Below are 17,983 nucleotides of genomic sequence, written 5' to 3' on the forward strand. Positions count from 1 at the left end.
TCGGGCAAGCCACGCTTATCGGCGTAGGAGGCGGAGGAGCGGGTGCTGGCGGCGCTGCTTCCAGTACTTGGTGAGCCCGACGGCGAGCCAGGCGATGGATCCGAGCAGCAGCGCGTACCAGCAACCGGCCCAGATCATTTCTCCGATGGTCACGGAGTTGTCGGTACCCGGTTGGGCCGGGTCTTAGTGCTTCTCGCTCAGCGGACCTCGACGATCAGCTCCACCTCTACCGGCGCGTTCAACGGCAGAGCCGCCACCCCCACCGCACTCCGCGCGTGCTTCCCCGCCTCACCGAACACCGCGCCGAACAGCTCGCTGGCCCCGTTCACCACGCCCGGCTGCCCAGTGAACCCCGGCGCCGAGGCCACGAAACCCACCGCCTTCACGACGCGCACCACGGCGTCCAGATCGATGACGGACGCGACCGCGGCGAGGGCGTTGAGCCCGCAGAGGCGGGCCTGCTCGTAGCCGACCTCAGCCGTCACCTCGGCACCCAGCAGACCGGTGACGGTGAGCTTGCCGTCGACCAGCGGGAGTTGCCCGGACGTGTACACGTACGGGCCGGTGCGCACCGCCGGGACATAAGCCGCAACCGGGGGCGCCACGGCCGGGAGCGTCAGGCCGAGCTCGGCGAGGCGGTCAGCGATCTTGCTCACTGCCCCTCCTTCGGACGCTTCAAGTAGGCAACGAGCTGCTCGGCGTTCGGCCCGGGGATCACCGAGACGAGTTCCCAGCCGTCTTCGCCCCAGTTGTCGAGGATCTGCTTCGTGGCGTGCACCAGCAGCGGAACCGTCACGTACTCCCACTTCGTCATGGCCCGAACCCTACTGTGAGAGGCGGCTACTCCCCGACCGTGGTTACGCTCGTAGAGTGCCCGAGGAATCCACTTCGTTCCCCCAGGCGCGGCTGCACGTAGTCACCGGAAAGGGCGGAACCGGCAAGACGACGGTCGCCGCCGCGCTGGCCCTCGCGTTGGCCGCCGGCGGTCGCCGCACCCTGCTCGTCGAGGTGGAGGGCCGGCAGGGCATCGCCCCGCTGTTCGGCCTGGACCCGCTGCCCTACAGCGAGCGGCCGATCGCGGTCGCCCCCGAGGGTGGCGAGGTCCGCGCGCTCGCCGTGGACGCCGAGGAGGCGCTCCTCGACTACCTGGAGATGTTCTACAAGCTCGGCCGGGCCGGCCGGATGCTCAAGAAGCTCGGCGCGATCGACTTCGCCACGACGATCGCCCCCGGCATGCGTGACGTGCTGCTGACCGGGAAGGTCAAGGAGGCGGTGACCCGTGCGGACCGCGGCCGCCGCGTCTACGACGCGGTCGTGATGGACGCGCCGCCGACCGGCCGCGTCGCCCGCTTCCTCAACGTCAACCACGAGGTGGCCGGGCTCGCCAAGGTCGGGCCGATCAAGTCCCAGTCCGACGGGGTGATGGCCGTTCTCCGCTCGCCGATGACCGCCGTCCACCTGGTGACGCTCCTCGAGGAGATGCCGGTCCAGGAGACGGCGGACGCGGTGACCGAGCTGGCCGGTATCGGGCTGCCGATCGGCGCGGTGCTGGTGAACTCGGTCCGGAGCGCGTCGCTCGTCGACGCGAAGGTCACCCAGGCCGAGCTGAAGCGCGGGCTGACCGCGGCCGGGCTGCCGACCGACCGGGGGACTCTCAAGGGCCTCACCGACGAGGTCAGCGACCACGTCCGGCGGGCCGCGCTGGAGCAGCGCCTGCGCGCCGACCTGACCGAGCTGGGCCGGCCGGTGGTCGACCTGCCGTTCCTGGCCGGCGGGATCGACTCCGACGGTCTGTACGAGCTGGCCGACGTGCTGCGGAACGCGGGGGTGCGAGCGTCGTGACGCGACTGGACATCGAGGCGCTGCTGACCGATCCGGCCACCCGGATCATCGTCTGCTGCGGCTCCGGCGGAGTGGGCAAGACCACGACCGCGGCCGCGCTGGGGCTGCGCGCGGCCGAGGCCGGGCGCCGGACGGTCGTGCTGACGATCGACCCCGCCCGCCGGCTGGCCCAGTCGATGGGGCTCTCCGAGCTCGACAACACGCCCCGCCGGGTGAAGGGCGTCGAGGCCGGCTCCGGCGGCGAGCTGCACGCGATGATGCTCGACATGAAACGGACGTTCGACGAGGTCGTGCTCGCGCACACCGACCCCGAACGGGCCGAGGAGATCTTCGCCAACCCGTTCTACCAGGCCATGTCGTCCTCGTTCTCCGGGACGCAGGAGTACATGGCGATGGAGAAGCTGAGCCAGCTACGGGCGGCCGACGAGTGGGACCTGATCATCGTCGACACCCCGCCGAGCCGGTCGGCGCTGGACTTCCTGGACGCGCCGCAGAACCTGGCCAACTTCCTCGACGGCCGGCTGCTGCGGATGCTGCTGGCGCCGGCCAAGACGGGCGGGCGGGGCGTCATGAAGGTGATGTCGGCGTCGTTCTCGATCTTCGGCCGGGTCATCACGAAGATCCTGGGCGCGCAGCTGCTGAACGACGTCTCGACGTTCGTCGGAGCGCTGGACTCGATGTTCGGCGGGTTCCGGGAGCGGGCTCAGCGCACCTACGACCTGCTGAAGACGCCGGGCACGGCGTTCGTCGTGGTGGCGGCTCCGGAGCCGGACGCGGTGCGGGAGGCGTCGTACTTCGCCGCTCGGCTGATCGCGGAGGACATGCCGCTCGCCGGTCTGGTGCTCAACCGGGTGCACGCGACCGAGGCGCCGTCGTTGTCGGCGGCCGACGCGCTGGCCGGTGCGGAGGAGCTCGAGCGCACCGGCGCGTCGCCGGTGACGGTCGAGGTGCTCCGCATCCACGCCGATCTGTCGCGGCTGGTGGAGCGGGAGAAGCGGATCGCGGCGGGGTTCACCACCGCGCACCCGGACGTTCCCGTCGTCGAGGTGCCGGCCGAGGCCGAGGACGTCCACGACCTCGACGGCTTGCGCCGAGTGGGCGCCGCACTAACCCGTCGGCTGTAGGTCGTGCGCTTTGCGTGCGGTTTCGAGCAGCTTCCACCACGACGTGACGTCGGGGCGCCGGCGTAAGAGAGCACGGCGCTCGCGCTCGGTCATACCGCCCCAGACCCCGAACTCGACGCGGTTGTCGAGGGCGTCAGCGAGGCACTCGGTTCGAACCGGACAACCCATGCAGACCGTCTTGGCACGGTTCTGCGCCGCTCCCTGGACGAAGAGCGAGTCCGGATCGCTGGCACGACAGGCCGCACGTCCAGCCCAGTCAGCGATCATTCCCATCTCTGCCCCCTTCAGCGTCACGCCGTCCCGGCAAGGCTCGTCAGGCACGCAATCCGTGTGGGCGACGCCGTATCGGTCCGGCATGCCTGCCCCAGGACGGTAAGAAAGGGGCGGTAGCAGTTGGCAGCGGCCATTCGGGTGGTCTTTCAACAGAACTAATGGCCAGTGGCCATCCACCGTTCGTTCGAGGTTGCCCTGCTCAGGCCTGGTGCCCCCTGTCACACCAACCCGCGAGTAACCACGCAACCGGGGATTCTGGAGTTCTCTGCGTACTCTGTCAGCCGTGAAGTTGCCTCAGGACCGCACGATCGCCAATGTCGTCTCACTGGTGCTCTGCGGAATCCTCGCCGGTGTGGTGATCGCCGCCGCCGCTTTCCCAGCGGTCGGTGTGTCCGGATTAACCGCTAAGTCGGCCTCGGATTCCTTCAGTGACCTTCCGGCGAACCTCAAGATCCCGCCGGTGCCGCAGAACTCGGTGCTCTACGCGGCCGACGGGCGGAACGTCATCGCCCAGTTCTACGACGAGAACCGGCGGAACGTCGCTCTGGCCGACATCGCCCCGGTGATGCGTCAGGCGATCGTGGCGGCCGAGGACAACCGGTTCTACCAGCACCAGGGCGTCGACGGCCGTGGCGTGATCCGGGCGTTCGTCAAGAACCAGGCGAACGGCGAGGTGTCGCAGGGCGCCTCGACGCTGACCCAGCAGTACGTGCGGTCGATCCTGAAGTACGGCGCGACCAACTCCGAGGAGTACCGGCTGGCCACCGAGGACACGGCGGGCCGGAAGCTGCGCGAGATGCGGTACGCGATCGCGCTCGAGAAGCAGCTCTCCAAGGACCAGATCCTGCAGAACTACCTGAACATCACGTTCTTCGGGAACAGTGGCTACGGCATCTACTCGGCGTCCTACGCCTACTTCAGCAAGCCGCCGTCGCAGCTGACGCTGCCCGAGGCCGCGATGATCGCCGGCATGGCGCAGAACCCGACCCAGTACAACCCGGTCGGCGGCAAGTTCGGCCAGAAGCCGGCGCTCGACCGCCGGGAGTACGTGCTGAACCAGATGGTGAAGCTGAAGTACATCACCCAGGCCGAGGCCGACGCGGCCAAGAAGACCGACCTCGGGCTCAACCCGAAGCCGACCAAGCAGTCCTGTGAGAACGGCAACACGAACTTCGGCTTCTTCTGCGGCTGGTTCCTCGACTGGTGGAAGTCGAACCCGGCGTTCGGCAAGACCCGCACCGAGCGTGAGGACAACCTCAAGAAGGGCGGCTACAAGATCGTCAGCTCGCTCGATCTCCGGATGCAGGCGGCCGCCCAGAAGAACGTCGACAACGAGCTGAGCGCGAGCAACCCGTTCGCGACCGGCGTCGTCGTGGTCGAGCCCGGCACCGGCCGGGTGAAGGCGATGGCGATCAACCGGAAGTACGGCATCGGCAAGGGTCAGGGCCGGAAGAGCTACCCCTACACGGTCAACCCGCTGCTGTCCGGTTCGTCGGTGTCACCGGGCTTCCAGGCCGGATCGACGTTCAAGATGTTCACCGCGGTGGCGGCGCTGGAGAAGAACATCCCGCTGAGTCACACGATCTTCTCGCAGCCGCGATACACCTCGCAGTTCCCCGGCGACTGTTCGGACGGCAGCGGCAAGTGGTGCCCGAAGAACGCGGGCAAGAACATGACCGGCCTGCAGACGATGTCCAGCGCGTTCGGCGAGTCGGCCAACACGTACTTCGTCCCGCTGGAGGAGCAGGTCTCGGTCAAGTCGGCCATTTCGGCGGCCGAGGCGGCCGGCGTCGAGCTCCGCTCGACCGAGGACCTGAAGAACAAGAAGGACGCCCAGACCGACCCCAACGCCTGGGGCGCGTTCACGCTCGGCGTCGCCCAGGTCTCGCCGCTGGACATGGCGACGGCCTACGCGACGATCGCGGCCCGCGGCAAGTACTGCGCGCCGCTCCCGCTCAAGTCGATCACCGACCAGGACGGCAAGCAGCTCACCGACCTGGCCAACCCGAGCTGCAAGCAGACGATCCCGCAGCAGGTCGCGGACGCCGCCGCCGACATGGCGCGCTGCCCGGTCGGCGACCAGTCGATGGTCGGCATCTCCTGCACGCACCCGGGCGGGACCCGGACGGCGGCCAGCGTCGGCGGTCAGATCGACCGCCCGGTCGCGGGCAAGACCGGTACCACCGACGACAACGCGACGGCCTGGTTCGTGGCCTTCACGCCGAACCTCTCGGCCGCGTCGTTCATCGCCAACCCGGACAGCCCGACCCAGGAAGTTCCGAACACGAACATCCCGATCCACGTCGGCCGCAACACGCTCGACGCGGCCGTGTCGAAGCTGCCGGTGAAGCAGTTCACGGCGCCGACGAACAAGCTGGCCTACGGCGTCCGGGTGACGGTGCCGGACACGACCGGCGACTCGGTGGACGCGGCGACCAGCAAGCTCCGGGCGGCGGGCTTCGAGGTGCGGGTGTCGTCGACCCGGGAGAACTCCGACGAGGGTGAGGGTCGCGTCTCCCGGAGCGAACCGCCCGGCGGTAGCTCGAGCACCAAGGGCGGCGTCGTCATGCTGGTGCTGAGCAACGGCCAGGAGAAGGCTCCGGAGACCCCGAAGCCCGGCGAGAACGGCGACGGCGGCATCCGCGACCAGATCTGCGCGGCCAACCCCGACCTGCCGATGTGCAAGGACCAGCAGGGCGGCGGGCCCGGCAACAACGACAACTAGGCGCTCGTGACAGTGGCCCCCGGGATGCTCCCGGGGGCCACTTCTGCGTGCGGTCCGACGTCGGCCTGGGTGACGTCGGAAGGAATCAGGAGAGCTGTCGCTTGACCTCGGCCGCGACGCGGCCGCCGGGCGCGCGCCCGGCGACGGCGGCCTGCACCGCCTTCATGGCCTGACCCATCTGTTTGACGTCGGTGACGCCGGCGTCGGAGAGGGCGGACGCGACGACCGCGGTCAGTTCGTCGTCGGAGAGCTGCTTCGGCAGGTACCGGGAGAGGACCTCACCTTCGGCGCGCTCGCGGTCTGCACGATCGGCCCGTCCGCCCGACGCAAAGGCCTCAGCGGCCTCAGTTCGCTTCTTGGCTTCCCGGGTGAGCACCCGGAGCACTTCGTCGTCAGAGAGCTCACGAGCGGCCTTTCCGGCCACTTCCTCGTTGCGGATCGCGGTGAGGGCCATCCGCAGGGTCGCGGTGACGAGTTCGTCCCGGGACTTCATCGCGGTCGTGAGATCGGTCGTGAGGCGGGTCTTCAGGCCGCCTTCAGTAGTGCTCATGAGGTCCGACCGTACTCCCGGCGGGTGGGGTGGCCGGTGGATTTTCGGCGGGTACGCTGCTCAACCATGAAGCGCTTGCTCCTGGGTGCTGTTGGCGGGGCGGTCGGCGCGGGCGCGGCGACGCTGGCCTACTCGGCGCTGTACGAGCGGACACGCTGGACGCTCCGCCGTTTCGACGTCCCCGTGCTGGCCCAGGACGCCGAGCCGCTACGCATCCTGCACATCTCGGACCTGCACATGCTGCCCGGGCAGCACAGCAAGCAGGAGTGGGTCCGCAGCCTGGACGCGCTGGACCCGGACTTCGTCGCGCTGACCGGTGACAACCTCTCGTCGGCGGACGCGGTGCCGTCGGTGCTCGACGCGCTCGGCCCGCTGCTGCGGCGGCCCGGAGCGTTCGTGTTCGGGTCGAACGACTACTACGGGCCGGTCCCCAAGAACCCGTTCAAGTATTTCGACAAGCACCACAAGCGCGTCCACGGCCCGTCGCTGCCGTGGACCGATCTCCGCGACGCACTGGCCGAGTCCGGGTGGGCGGACCTGACGAACGCTCGGGCGACCGTCACGGCCGGAGGCCGGGTTCTGGACCTGGGTGGGGTGGACGACCCGCACCTTCGTTTGGACCGGTACGTCGCGGGGGCGTTGCCGCCGGCGGACCTGCACCTGGGCCTGGTGCACGCGCCGGAGCCGCGGGTGCTGAACTCTTTTGCCGCCGACGGGTACGACCTGGTGCTGGCCGGCCACACGCACGGCGGGCAGCTGCGGGTGCCGGGCTATGGCGCGCTGGTCACGAACTGTGGCATCGAACGTGATCTCGCTCGCGGTGCGCACCGCTGGAGCGGGGACACGTGGCTGCACGTTTCCGCAGGTATGGGGACGTCACCGTACGCGCCGATCAGGTTCGCCTGCCCGCCTGAGGTGAGCCTGCTCACGCTGGTGCCGAGGCCGGAGCACGGGGGGCGGGATACCCGTGCGCGGGAGTCGGCCGGCGTCGGCTAGTATTTGCTCCGTGCCGCCGGGGTGTGGCGCAGCTTGGTAGCGCGCTTCGTTCGGGACGAAGAGGCCGTGGGTTCGAATCCCGCCACCCCGACCACGTTATTGCAGGTAAAGGCCAGTTTCCCTTCGTGGGGAACCGGTCTTTTTCTGTTTTGACCGTGGACAATGCAGCCGTGACCGTTAGACGACGGCCTGCCAAGGGTCCACGATCTCCACGCCCGTTGGCGCAAAATCGGACACGTTGTGGGTCACGACCAACATCCCGTGCACGAGCGCAGTCGCCGCGATGAGCGAGTCCCTGACCGGATGCGGGTCAGGGACGTGCAACCTAGCGCTGCGCCGGGCGACCGCGGTGTCCACCGGGAGGACGCGCTCCGCGAACGCGGGCAGAACCTGTGATTCCAGCCAGCGGCGCAGCACCGATCCCTGGGCCGGGTCCCGCCGTTCGACGAGGAGGACCCCGATCTCCAGTTCCTGGACCGTGATCGCCGAGATGAACATGCTGCTCGCCGCAGCGCCGGCGGCCCAATCAACGACGTTCTTATCGGCCTTACCCGCCTTCGCCTTCCGAAGCTCGGAAACGACGTTCGTGTCGAGCAAGAACATCAGCTGAGGTCCGCCGGCCGAGCGACGTCACGCGACGGCGTGGTATCGAACTCGATATCCGCCTCGTCTACGGGGCTACCGAGCAGGTCGACGATGCTGTCTTGGCTGCCGGTCAGCCGCTGGTAGACACCGAAGGTCAGCAGGACGTACGCCGGTCGACCGCGGTCGGTGATGAAGACCGGGCCGTTGCGGGCGGCGTTCTTGGCGCGGCCAGTGTCTTGGTTGAACTCGCGACTCGAAAACGTCGTGATGGCCATAGCTCCCCCTCCACATCCGGTAGGAACGTTACTACCTTCAGGGTGTGCGGACCTGAGTATTCACAGATAAGTTGGGGTGATCCTCCCCTTCCCCGGCAGGAGAGCCGATGCCAGATCCCCAGCCCCCGTCGTTCGGGCTGGATGACTTCGGGTTGGACGACCGGCTCCGGCTCTTCGGCTACGTCACCGCCGACAATCGCCTCGCCTACCTGTGGGTGCTGCGCGCCTTCGACGCCGCCCGCTCCAGCTACCACGTGGTCCTGCACACGACCGAGGTCGCGTCGGCGCTGGCCGGGCTGGCCACGACGCACAGTGAATGCCCGGAGCCCGCAACACTCGAACTTCCGCGTCTGCTGGATGCATTGGTCGAGTGGGGCGTCCTCGACCGGGGCCAGGACGGCACCCGGGCGGCGACCCTGGCCGAGTACCGCAATCGCCACTCGATCTACCAGTTCACCGAGGCGGGTTATCGGGCTCACCGGGCCGTCGAGAGTGTGCTCGCGGCGAACGTTCAGGACAGCACCCTGTCGCGCCTGGTTTTTGCCGATCTGCTCGCGGATCTCAAGGCTCTGGCTGTCGCGAACGAGTCCGGTGACGCTGAAGAGGTCTACCGGAAGCTGAACCGATTGGACCGGGAGCTGGCGGACGTCGCCGAGCGAGCCGCGCGTTTTTACCACATGCTCGGCGACCTGAGCCGAACGCCCGACATCCGCCCGGAATGACTTCAACGCCGACCACGCGGCCACGACGGTCTTCGAGGACGGCGTCCACTTCGAACTTGGAATGGTCGCGGTAGTGGTAGAGGTCGACCATCGTGTCCGACCAGTTGCGTTGGCGTGCCAGCTCCGATAGCACGAAAGTCTCCAGCAGCGGGCCGAAGGGGGCGCCGGGACGTAGCAGCGCCCGGGAGTCGACGGACAGTTCCTGCGCGGCGATGCCGGAGTCGACGAAGATCAGCTTCGGTGCGGCGGTCGCGCGTGCCCAGGTTGCGGGACCAGCCGGGGATCCGTTTGACGAGGAAGATTTCCTCCAGGGCTTGCAGATATCGCCCGATCGTGAGCCGGGACAGGCCCACGTCGAATCCGAGGCGGCCGTCGGCGTGCACGATTGTTCCGGTCCGTGCGGCGAGCAGGCGGATCAGGCGCCTCAGCTCGTTCTTGCGTTGAATATCGGCGAGCCGGCTGACGTCCCGATCGATGAGCGACTGCACATAGGCATCGTGGAAGCGAGCCCGTCGGCGCGGGTCGGTGCGGCTCACGGCCTCGGGCAGCCCGCCCCGGACGATCCGGTGGGCGTACTCGGCGCGCGTCATGTCGGACTCGATACGCAAGTCAACGCCGAGCTCGAAAGCGGCGTCGATGAAGCGGTCCGGGGCTCCGTCGATCTCACCCTGACTGAACGGCCACAGCTCGATGGCCTCCATCCGGCCGTGCAGGGCGTCCGGCGCGGCCGCCAATTTACGTTCGCGTCAACTGTTTCTCGGGAGCGTCGAGCATCGGGACGGCGCTGCACCGGCTGATCGCGTGCCTTGGCGAGCCGGTGATTCAAGCGCTACAGACCGTCGACCACACCGCGCACCAACCGCGAGAGCTGAACCTCGAACGTCGCCGTCACCAGTGCCGTCGCCACCGAACTCATGCTCGCGTAATCCTCGATCTTCCGGTCCGGCCCACCCCCGGCCGCCCGGAAGATCGCACTGAACGACTCGATGATCTCCCGCGACAACTCCAGCGCCGCCGCCGCCACCCGCAACTGCAACCTCGTGATCTCCGTCGACGGCATCCCGAGTTCCCTCGCCCGCCTGCCCACGGCCACCAGCACCGGGTGGGTGCCGTACCAGTTGCCGTCCGGATCCCGGCTGACCAGCCCGTACGACTCCAGCGCCTCCCAGGCGCCGGGCTGCGCATGCAGGTCAGCCACACCCTCCGGCTCGACCTGCAGGTCCGGGTCGGACGTGTCGTCGGTCGACGGGAAGCGCATCGCCAGACCTTCGGCGTGCCAGGCCAGCGCCAGCTCGGGCGCGTTGTGGCCGGTCTGCAGCAGCGCGCGGATCGCCGCCAGCGAGAACCCGGCCTTCTGCAACCGCTGGATGAGCTCCAGGCGGTCGATGTGCGAGTGGTCGTAGACGCTGCGGCGGCCGACCCGACGTGGGGGATGGAGCAGCCGCCTCGACTGGTGCGCCCGCACCAGCCGGACGCTGACCCGGCAGAGCTCGGCCAGCTGATCGACGGTCAATTCCGCCGGTAACGGAACGTCCGTGCCCGACTCTCCGTATTCACCGTAATGGCGCCCCGTCACAGCAGGCACCGTACTCCACGAGCCCTGGACCCCAAGACAGCGCAGCAGATCGCCGACAGCAGGTCGACGACCACCCTCGACGACCTACGATGCCCTCATGCGGGACGCCTCTACCACGATCCTCCTACGGGACGCGCCCGGCGGTCTCGAGGCCTACCTGCTCGTCCGCTCGACGGCGCTGCGCGCGTTCGCCGGTCTGACCGTCTTCCCCGGTGGCTCGGTCGACCCGGGAGACCACGTCCCGGAAGGTTCCTGGCGGGGTCCCGACCCCGCGCAGTGGCCGCTCTCCGCCGACGCGGGTCTGTCCCGGGCGCTGGTCACCGCCGCGGTCCGGGAGACGTTCGAGGAGATCGGGGTGCTGCTCGCCGAGCCGGCCGGTGACACGCCGTTCCCGGGCGCGGACGAGCTGGCCGAAGACCGGGCCGACCTGGAAGCCGGGGACACGACCCTCCCGGACCTGCTCGCCCGGCGCGGGCTGGTCCTCCGGACCGACCTGCTGCGTCCGTGGACGCACTGGATCACCCCCGAGGCCGAGAAGCGCCGGTTCGACACGCGGTTCTTCGTCGCCGGCCTGCCGGCCGGTCAGGAGCCGCAGGAACCGTCCGGCGAGGCCACCCGGGGGCTGTGGATGAGCCCGGCCGACGCGTTGACCGCGGTGACCGCGGGCGAGTTCGGCATGCTGCCGCCGACCGCGTCCACGCTGCTCGGCCTCACCGAGTTCGGCACGCTCGCCGACGTGTTCGCGGCGGCCGAGGGCCGCCCCATCCGGCCGATCCGGCCGACCTACTTCGGCCCGCCGGACGGTCCGCGGATCGAGCTCCCGGACGACGTGCGTGAACTGCTGCCCGCCGGCGTCACGCCGGAGTTCATCGCCGGTCTGATGACCGGTATCGCCCGACACGGGCGTCCACCCGCGGTCGACGGGGGAGGATCTAGGGCGTGACGCTGCCCGAGTGGGTTCCGAACTGGGCGACGCTCGTGCGCGCCGACAACCCCGGCCCGATGACGCTCGACGGCACCAACACCTGGGTGCTGCGTGCGCCCGGCGCAGAAGCGTGCGTCGTCATCGACCCGGGGCCGCTGATGCCCGAACACCTGGAGCGGGTCGCCGCGCTCGGCCCGGTCGCGGTCACGCTACTCACGCACGGTCACCCCGACCATGCCGAGGGTGCGGCCCGGTTCGCCGAAATGACCGGTTCGGACGTGCTCGCGCAGGATCCGAAGCACTCGGTCGGGGGCCAGGCCCTGATTCCCGACGGCGAGCCGCTCGACCTGGCCGGCATCAGAATCCGAACCTTCGCGACTCCCGGCCACACCGCCGACTCGGTCTCCTTCGTCATCGGTGAAGAAGCCGTGCTCACCGGCGACACGATCCTGGGCCGGGGCACCACGGTCGTGGCCTGGCCGGACGGTGCGCTGGGCGAGTACCTCACCAGCCTGGAGCGGCTCCGCGGCCTGGGCTCGATCCCGGTGCTGCCCGGGCACGGCCCGGTGCTGCCCGACGCGTCCGCGGTCGCCGGGTACTACCTGCAGCACCGCGCCGAGCGGCTCGAACAGGTGCGGGCCGCGGTGGCGGCCGGCGCGTCGACCCCGCACGAGGTCGTGGAGACCGTCTACGCCGACGTCGACCGGTCGGTCTGGCCCGCGGCCGAGCTGTCGGTCCGGGCCCAGCTGGACTATTTGCGAGCGAACGGCCGACCATGACCTGCCCGGTCTGCGGCACGGTTGCGGTCCCCGGCGCGCTGTACTGCCATCACTGCGGTACGCGCCTGCCGGACGTCGACCTCGGCAGTGTCGAGACCGAACGCCGGGTGGTGACGGTCCTCTTCGGCGACCTCACCGATTTCACGGCCTGGTCGGAGGACCTGGACCCGGAACGGGTCGGTCGGCTGACCGACCGGGTCCTCGCGGCCTGCGCGCAGGCCGTCACCGCCTTCGGCGGTCACGTCGACAAACTGACCGGCGACGGCATCATGGCCGTCTTCGGCGCTCCCGTTGCCCACGAGGACGATCCGGAGCGCGCCGTCCGTTCCGCGCTCGCCATGCAGCGCGCGGTCAAACGCGTCATCGAGGACGAACTGGGAGGCGGACGTCGACTCGGGCTGCGGGTCGGGGTGAACACCGGTGAGGTCGTCGCGGGCGTGCAGGCCGCCCTGTCGTACACGGTCATCGGCGACACCGTGAACACCGCGGCCCGGCTGTCCGACGCGGCCGGCATGGGCGCGGTCTACGCCGGCGCCCGTACCCAGCGGGCGACCCGCGACCGGGCCGCCTGGCGTCGGCTGCCGCCGCTGCGGCTGAAGGGCAAGCGTCAGCCGGTGGAGGCGTACGAGCTGCTCGGGCTGCGTGACGCGCCCGGCATCCGGCCGGGGCTCGGCGACGAGGCGCCGTTCGTCGGCCGCGAGGTGGAGTCCGGACGCCTGCTCGGACGCTTCGCCGAGGTGGCCGAGCAGGGCGAGCCGCGGGTCGTCGTCGTCACCGCGGAGGCCGGCGCGGGCAAGACCAGGCTCGGCGCCGAGGTGGCCCGCGCGGTCGGCGACGGGTTCAGCGCCCGGGCGCTCAGCACCCGGTGCCCGGCGTTCGGCGAGGTCGGTGGGTCGGCCGCACTGGCCGACCTGGTGCGTCAGGCTTGCGGCGTCGAGCCCGACGACTCGCCCGAGCGGATCGCCGAGAGCATCCGCCGGGTCGCGACCGCGCTGCCCGACCCCGGCCTCGGCCCCGGCGGCGTCGAAGTGCTGTTCGACCTGGTCGGGGTCGAGTCCGACGTGGAGGCGCTGCCCGGCGTCCCCGGGGTGCCGACCGCGGCCGGCCGCCGGGAACGGACCCCGCAGGTGCTGGCCGCGCTGCTCAACGGGCTCGCCGCGGTCGAGCCGCTGCTGATCGTGGTGGACGACGTCCACAACGCGTCGCCGGACACGCTCGACGCGCTCGGAGCGCTCGTCGACCACCTCGACGGGGCCGTGCTCGTGCTGCTGTTCGGGCGGCCCGAGCTGGTGCGCACCCGGGGGCTGCTGACCAGGCTCCCGGCCGCCGAGCCGTTGCCGTTGCCGCCGCTCACCGGGGCCGCGGTGTCCCGGCTGCTCCGGTCGTACCTCGGCGGGCCGCTCGACCGGGCCGACGAGACCCGGCTGCTCGCCACCGCCCAGGGCAACCCGTTCTACCTGGCCGAACTGGTCTCGCTGCTGGTCGAGCAGGGCCGGCTGACCGGTGGGGCGGCCGGCTGGCGGCTGGCGCCGGGCGGGTTCGCCGGGCGGCTGCTCTCGTCCGACCTCGCGGCCGTGCTGACCGCCCGCATCGACGCGCTGCCGCCGTACCCGCGGTCGGTGCTCCGGGACGCGGCCGTGGTCGGCGACCGGGTGCCGGCCGGTGCGCTGGAGGAGATCCGCGGGCACTCCCCGGTGGCGGCGACGTCCGACCTGGATCGGGCGCTCGGCGACCTGATCAGCCGTCGGATGCTGCGGCGGACCGCGAGCGGTGGGTACGCGTTCGTCACCGCGCTGATGCGCGAGGCCGCCTACAGCGCGGTCGGCCGGGCCGACCTCGCGGTCCGGCACGCGCGGATCGCCCGCTGGGCCGACGCCGACCCGGTCCGCGGCCTGTCCGACGTCGAGCGGGACGAGTTCATCGCCCGGCACGTCGAGCGGGCGTTGAAGCTGGCCAACCAGATGTCGCTGCCACCGCAGCACGAGGCTCGGGACGTGGCTCCGATCGGCGTCGCCGCGCTCTCCCGGCTGGCCGAGCGGGCGATCGCGCTGGGCGAGCCGGGCCGGGCGCTCGACCTGCTCGACCGCGCGCTGGCGCTGCAGGAGCCGACCGGGGAACTCGAGCTGCTCCGAGCCCGGGCGCTGCTGGCCAGCGGACGTTCGGACGAGGCCGGGGAGCTGGCGTCGGCGGTGGCCGCCGGTACCGGGCCGGTCGCGGTCGCCGCGCTGCTGGTCAAGGGCGAGGCCCTGCGCGCGGGCGGCGACAACCGGGGCGCGATCGCGGCCTGGAACTCGGCCCTGCGCAAGTCCCGCACCGCCGACCTGCCGAACTGCGAGAGCGAGGCGCTGCGACGGCTCGGCATGCTCGACTACCTGGGCGGACGTCTGCCGCTGGCCGAGCGTCGGTTCACCGCGGCCTACCGGGTCGCCTCGGCGTCCGGGGACGGGCCGGGCACGGCCTGGGCGCTCCAGCACCTGGCCTGGTCGGCGACCACCCGGGGAGACTTCGGCCGGGCCGACCGGGTGCTCGAAGAAGCCCGGGCGGTGTTCGCGCGACTCGACGACCCGGCCGGACGCTCCTGGGTGCGGGGTACGACCGCGTTCGTCCGCCTGCTGGAGGGGCGGCTGCACGATGCTCGTCGGCTGGCCGAGAAGTTCGTCCCGTACGCCGAGCGGGTGGCCGACGGCTGGGCCGTCGCCGCGCTGCGGATCGTCGACGCGTTCGCCGCGGCCGAGCTGGGCGAGCTCACGTACGCGACCCGCCAGGCCGACCTGGCCAACGCCGCTTTCCGGGCCGGCCACGACCCGTGGGGCGCCAGCCTGGCCCTGACCGTGCGCGGGGTGATCGCCCGCGGCTACGACCGGCTCGACGAGGCCGTCGACCTGTTCACCGAGGCGCTGGCCGTCGGCCGTGAGATCGGCCACCCGCTGACCGCCGGGATCGCGCTGACGATCCGCGGCTACTGCCACCTCGCGACCGGCGAGATCGCTGCGGCCGAGGCCGACGCCGTCCGGACGCTGGAGCTCATCGAGCCGCTGGAGGTCGACCCGTCCACCCGGGTGGGGCCGCTGGTGCTGCGGGCCCAGGCCCGGCGGCTGACCGGCGACCGGGACGGTGCGCTGGAGCTGCTCGGCGAGGTCGTGAACGACGCCGGCGGCCCGTCGCTGCTGTTCCCGCGGCGGCAGGCGCTCGCGCACTACTCGGGCGTGCTGCTGGAGGCCGGCAAGACCGAGGAGGCGCTGGAGTGGGCGCGCCGGGCGTCGCGGGTGCCGGCCGAAGACATCCGGAGCCGGATCGTCGCCCGGCGGGCCCTGGCGATCTCGCTCGGCGCCAGCGGAAGTCTGGACGAGGCGCTCGTCGCCGCCGACGATGCCGTGACGCTCGCCTACGGCACCGAGCAGGCGTCGGAGCGAGCCGCCAGCGACACGGTGCGTGACCGGGTGGCGCTCGCTCGGGCGTTGGCGCGGCCGGAGTAGTCCCACGGGTCGCAGTAAGTCGGTACGGTCGTCCACGTGCGAAGTGAGGCGTCCGGGACCCAACCGGCATCACCGGTGGCCGGTCTGTCCGATCTGACCGTTCTGGCGCGCGGAGGGTACTCGACCGTATACCGCGCCCGGCAGGACTCGATCGGACGTGAGGTCGCGCTCAAGATCGACACCCGCTCTCTGGAGTCCGAGCGCGACCGGCGTCGATTCGTCCGTGAGGCCGAGGCGGCCGGTCGGATGTCCGGCCACCCCAACGTCGTCAACATCTACGACGCGGGCGTGACGCCGGACAACCATCCGTATCTGGTCATGGAGCTGTGCACCGGCGGGTCGTACGCGGCCCGGCTGCGCGAGCGCGGGCCGCTGTCGCCGGTCGAGGTCCGGGACGTCGGTGTGAAGATCGCCGACGCGCTGCAGGCCGCTCACGACAACGGCATCCTGCACCGGGACGTGAAGCCGGGGAACATCCTGATCAACCGGTACGGGGTGCCCGGGCTGGCCGACTTCGGGCTGGCCGCGCTGCCCGACCCGAGCCGCGAGCTGTCGGTGACGATCGAGGCGCTGACGCCGGCGTACGCGCCACCCGAGGTGTTCCGGATGGAGGCGCCCTCGCCGCTCGGCGATCAGTTCTCGCTCGGGGCGTCGTTGTACGCGCTGCTGTCCGGGCGTCCGCCGAGGTGGCCGGAGACCGGGACGCCGAGCCTGGCGACGATGGTCATGATCCTGGACGAGCCGATACCGGATATTCCGGGCGTGCCACCGGGGCTCTCGGCGGTGTTGCGCCGGGCGATGGCGCCGTACGCCGAGGATCGGTACCCGTCGGCCGGGGAGTTCCGGGACGCGCTGGCGTCGCTCGACCTCGAGTCGGACACCGGGTCGCGGGCCGCGGGCTTCAGCGCCGCGCCGACGATCCCCGGGCCGCAGAGCGGCCCCCCGTCATCCGGCGCGCCGTCGTCCGGGCCGCCGTCGGGCGGGTTCGGGTCGGCGAGCGTGCCGGTCAGCGGCGGGGCGCCGTACCCGCCGTACGGTGGAGCGCCGTCCGCCCCGCAGAGCGGTCCGCCGGTGCAGCAGAGTGGGCCGCCGGCGCCACACAGCGGGCCGCCTGGGCCGCACAGCGGCGCGCCGACGGCGCACGGGATGCCTCCGACGTTGTACGGCACCCCGCCGAGCGGGCCGCCGCCGTACGGCCAGCCGCCCGGTGGGCCGTCCGCGCCGAACAGCGGTCCGCCGGCGAGCCCGGCGGCGGCTTACGGCGCGCCTCCGGTCTCGGGGCCGGGTGGTGGGCGGCCGATGAACCAGACGACGGTGTTCCCGGCCAACACGTTCGCGCCCGGCGGGCAGCCGCCCGGCGGGCCGCCGCCGTACCCGCCGCCGGGCGGCTTCAACGCTCCACCCGGCGGCCCGCGGAAGAGCAACGGCTCCAAGCGCCTGGTGGTGATCCTGGCCGTCGTCGTCGCGGTGCTGCTCGTGGCCGGTGGCATCGGCGCCGCGGCGATCGGTTTCCTCGGTGGCGGCGGGGACGACACCCCGACCACGCTCGAACCCAGCGGCGACCCCGGCCCGACCGCGCCGACCCAGGCGCCGTCCGGCGAGCCGCTGCCGTCCCAGAGCGGCGAGATCCCCGATTTCCCGCTCGACCTGCCGACCGGCACCGCGGGCACCGACGCGCTCGGCTCCCCGTGCGACGTCGCCGTGCTGGCCGCGCGGGGCGCGGGTATCCAGGCTCGGTGCCCGTCCGGCCCGGAATGCTGGCGCGTCAAGTCCGACGGGACCTACCAGAGCCGTGAGTGCACGAACAACCACACCTGGGAGACGTTCGTGATCGGCCAGCTCGCCTCGAGCGAGAGCAGCGCGAACGCCTCGTCGCTCAAGGCCGACGCGAACGTCCAGGTGCTGTGCTCGGACGCGGTGCTCCAAGGGGCACTATCGGCGACCGGTCAGGATCCGAGCGGCTGGCGGATAGCCGTGTCCGCCGACAAGACCGGTGCCAACTTCCGCTGCCTGGCCGGCAAGGGCGAGAACACCCCCCGCAAGGCCGTGTTCGTCAAGTAGGTGCGACGTATCCCCGCGACCGGCCACGGCACATGTTGCCTCGGTCGTCGATCGTGAGTCGGGTGTCGCACGCC

General features: G+C 71.1%; 17 protein-coding genes, 1 tRNA gene and 1 pseudogene. 10 read left to right on the top strand and 9 right to left on the bottom strand.

Going from position 1 to position 17,983, the window contains the following annotated elements:
* Positions 1-15: 15 nt before the first annotated feature.
* From FL583_RS40185 to FL583_RS17295, 3 genes are read right to left on the bottom strand one after another with little or no spacing between them, the layout of a single operon-like run.
* Positions 16-153: a hypothetical protein gene (locus FL583_RS40185; protein ID WP_170323695.1), complete on the bottom strand. Its 138-nt coding sequence runs from the start codon at positions 151-153 to the stop codon at positions 16-18.
* 44 nt (positions 154-197) lie between these two features.
* On the bottom strand, positions 198-656 hold the full coding sequence (locus tag FL583_RS17290) for a RidA family protein (RefSeq protein WP_142705700.1): 459 nt from the start codon (positions 654-656) through the stop codon (positions 198-200).
* Positions 653-814 carry a Sp36 family protein gene (locus FL583_RS17295; RefSeq protein ID WP_142705701.1) on the bottom strand — a complete coding sequence of 54 codons (162 nt, stop codon included), beginning with the start codon at positions 812-814 and terminating at the stop codon, positions 653-655. The genes FL583_RS17290 and FL583_RS17295 overlap by 4 nt, the downstream gene beginning before the upstream one ends.
* Before the next feature lie 56 nt (positions 815-870).
* Between FL583_RS17295 and bagA the strand changes: the two genes are divergently transcribed.
* Positions 871-1,842 carry an ATPase BagA gene (gene bagA / locus FL583_RS17300; RefSeq protein WP_142705702.1) on the top strand — a complete coding sequence of 324 codons (972 nt, stop codon included), beginning with the start codon at positions 871-873 and terminating at the stop codon, positions 1,840-1,842.
* A complete protein-coding gene (gene bagB, locus FL583_RS17305) occupies positions 1,839-2,966 on the top strand; it encodes an ArsA family ATPase (protein WP_142705703.1) in 1,128 nt (375 codons plus the stop codon). Before bagA ends, bagB begins: the two co-directional genes overlap by 4 nt.
* Here bagB and FL583_RS17310 read toward each other — a convergent pair.
* A complete protein-coding gene (locus FL583_RS17310; RefSeq protein ID WP_142705800.1) occupies positions 2,949-3,239 on the bottom strand; it encodes a WhiB family transcriptional regulator in 291 nt (96 codons plus the stop codon). The genes bagB and FL583_RS17310 overlap by 18 nt on opposite strands.
* A 283-nt stretch (positions 3,240-3,522) precedes the next feature.
* On the opposite strand from FL583_RS17310, the gene FL583_RS17315 reads away from it, so the two are divergent.
* Positions 3,523-5,964, top strand: a complete 2,442-nt coding sequence (locus FL583_RS17315) for a penicillin-binding protein (protein WP_142705704.1) — start codon at positions 3,523-3,525, stop codon at positions 5,962-5,964.
* An 85-nt stretch (positions 5,965-6,049) separates the two neighbouring features.
* Here the strand turns inward: FL583_RS17315 and FL583_RS17320 are convergent, their stop codons facing one another.
* A complete protein-coding gene (locus FL583_RS17320; protein ID WP_142705705.1) occupies positions 6,050-6,514 on the bottom strand; it encodes a GatB/YqeY domain-containing protein in 465 nt (154 codons plus the stop codon).
* A 66-nt stretch (positions 6,515-6,580) separates the two neighbouring features.
* On the opposite strand from FL583_RS17320, the gene FL583_RS17325 reads away from it, so the two are divergent.
* Together FL583_RS17325 and FL583_RS17330 are read left to right on the top strand one after the other, a co-directional pair.
* Positions 6,581-7,510: a metallophosphoesterase gene (locus tag FL583_RS17325; protein ID WP_142705706.1), complete on the top strand. Its 930-nt coding sequence runs from the start codon at positions 6,581-6,583 to the stop codon at positions 7,508-7,510.
* Positions 7,511-7,527: 17 nt separating this feature from the next.
* Positions 7,528-7,604 (top strand) — tRNA-Pro (locus tag FL583_RS17330).
* 83 nt (positions 7,605-7,687) lie between these two features.
* Here the strand turns inward: FL583_RS17330 and FL583_RS17335 are convergent.
* Both FL583_RS17335 and FL583_RS17340 read right to left on the bottom strand, forming a co-directional pair.
* A complete protein-coding gene (locus FL583_RS17335; protein WP_142705707.1) occupies positions 7,688-8,113 on the bottom strand; it encodes a type II toxin-antitoxin system VapC family toxin in 426 nt (141 codons plus the stop codon).
* Positions 8,113-8,370, bottom strand: a complete 258-nt coding sequence (locus FL583_RS17340; protein ID WP_142705708.1) for a type II toxin-antitoxin system Phd/YefM family antitoxin — start codon at positions 8,368-8,370, stop codon at positions 8,113-8,115. The genes FL583_RS17335 and FL583_RS17340 overlap by 1 nt, the downstream gene beginning before the upstream one ends.
* A 107-nt stretch (positions 8,371-8,477) precedes the next feature.
* Between FL583_RS17340 and FL583_RS17345 the strand changes: the two genes are divergently transcribed.
* A complete protein-coding gene (locus FL583_RS17345) occupies positions 8,478-9,092 on the top strand; it encodes a DUF2397 family protein (RefSeq protein WP_420843153.1) in 615 nt (204 codons plus the stop codon).
* Here FL583_RS17345 and FL583_RS42960 read toward each other — a convergent pair.
* Positions 9,091-9,826 (bottom strand): annotated as a pseudogene (locus FL583_RS42960) (ATP-binding protein); the annotation flags it as partial. The gene FL583_RS17345 and the pseudogene FL583_RS42960 sit on opposite strands and share 2 nt — an antisense overlap.
* Before the next feature lie 95 nt (positions 9,827-9,921).
* Complete coding sequence (locus FL583_RS17355; RefSeq protein WP_170323696.1) at positions 9,922-10,668, bottom strand: MerR family transcriptional regulator; 747 nt, start codon at positions 10,666-10,668, stop codon at positions 9,922-9,924.
* A 97-nt stretch (positions 10,669-10,765) separates the two neighbouring features.
* Between FL583_RS17355 and FL583_RS17360 the strand changes: the two genes are divergently transcribed.
* From FL583_RS17360 to FL583_RS40960, 4 genes are read left to right on the top strand one after another with little or no spacing between them, the layout of a single operon-like run.
* Positions 10,766-11,611, top strand: coding sequence for an NUDIX hydrolase (locus FL583_RS17360; RefSeq protein WP_170323697.1), 846 nt, complete (start codon positions 10,766-10,768; stop codon positions 11,609-11,611).
* A complete protein-coding gene (locus tag FL583_RS17365) occupies positions 11,608-12,372 on the top strand; it encodes an MBL fold metallo-hydrolase (protein WP_240746722.1) in 765 nt (254 codons plus the stop codon). The genes FL583_RS17360 and FL583_RS17365 overlap by 4 nt, the downstream gene beginning before the upstream one ends.
* Entirely contained in the window at positions 12,369-15,848 is a 3,480-nt protein-coding gene (locus FL583_RS17370) for an AAA family ATPase (protein WP_142705710.1), read from the top strand. Before FL583_RS17365 ends, FL583_RS17370 begins: the two co-directional genes overlap by 4 nt.
* Positions 15,849-15,884: 36 nt before the next feature.
* A complete protein-coding gene (locus tag FL583_RS40960) occupies positions 15,885-17,909 on the top strand; it encodes a serine/threonine-protein kinase (protein ID WP_205752217.1) in 2,025 nt (674 codons plus the stop codon).
* Positions 17,910-17,983: the final 74 nt, after the last annotated feature.

This window comes from Cryptosporangium phraense (genome assembly GCF_006912135.1).
In the GTDB taxonomy this organism is placed as follows: Bacteria; Actinomycetota; Actinomycetes; order Mycobacteriales; family Cryptosporangiaceae; genus Cryptosporangium; species Cryptosporangium phraense.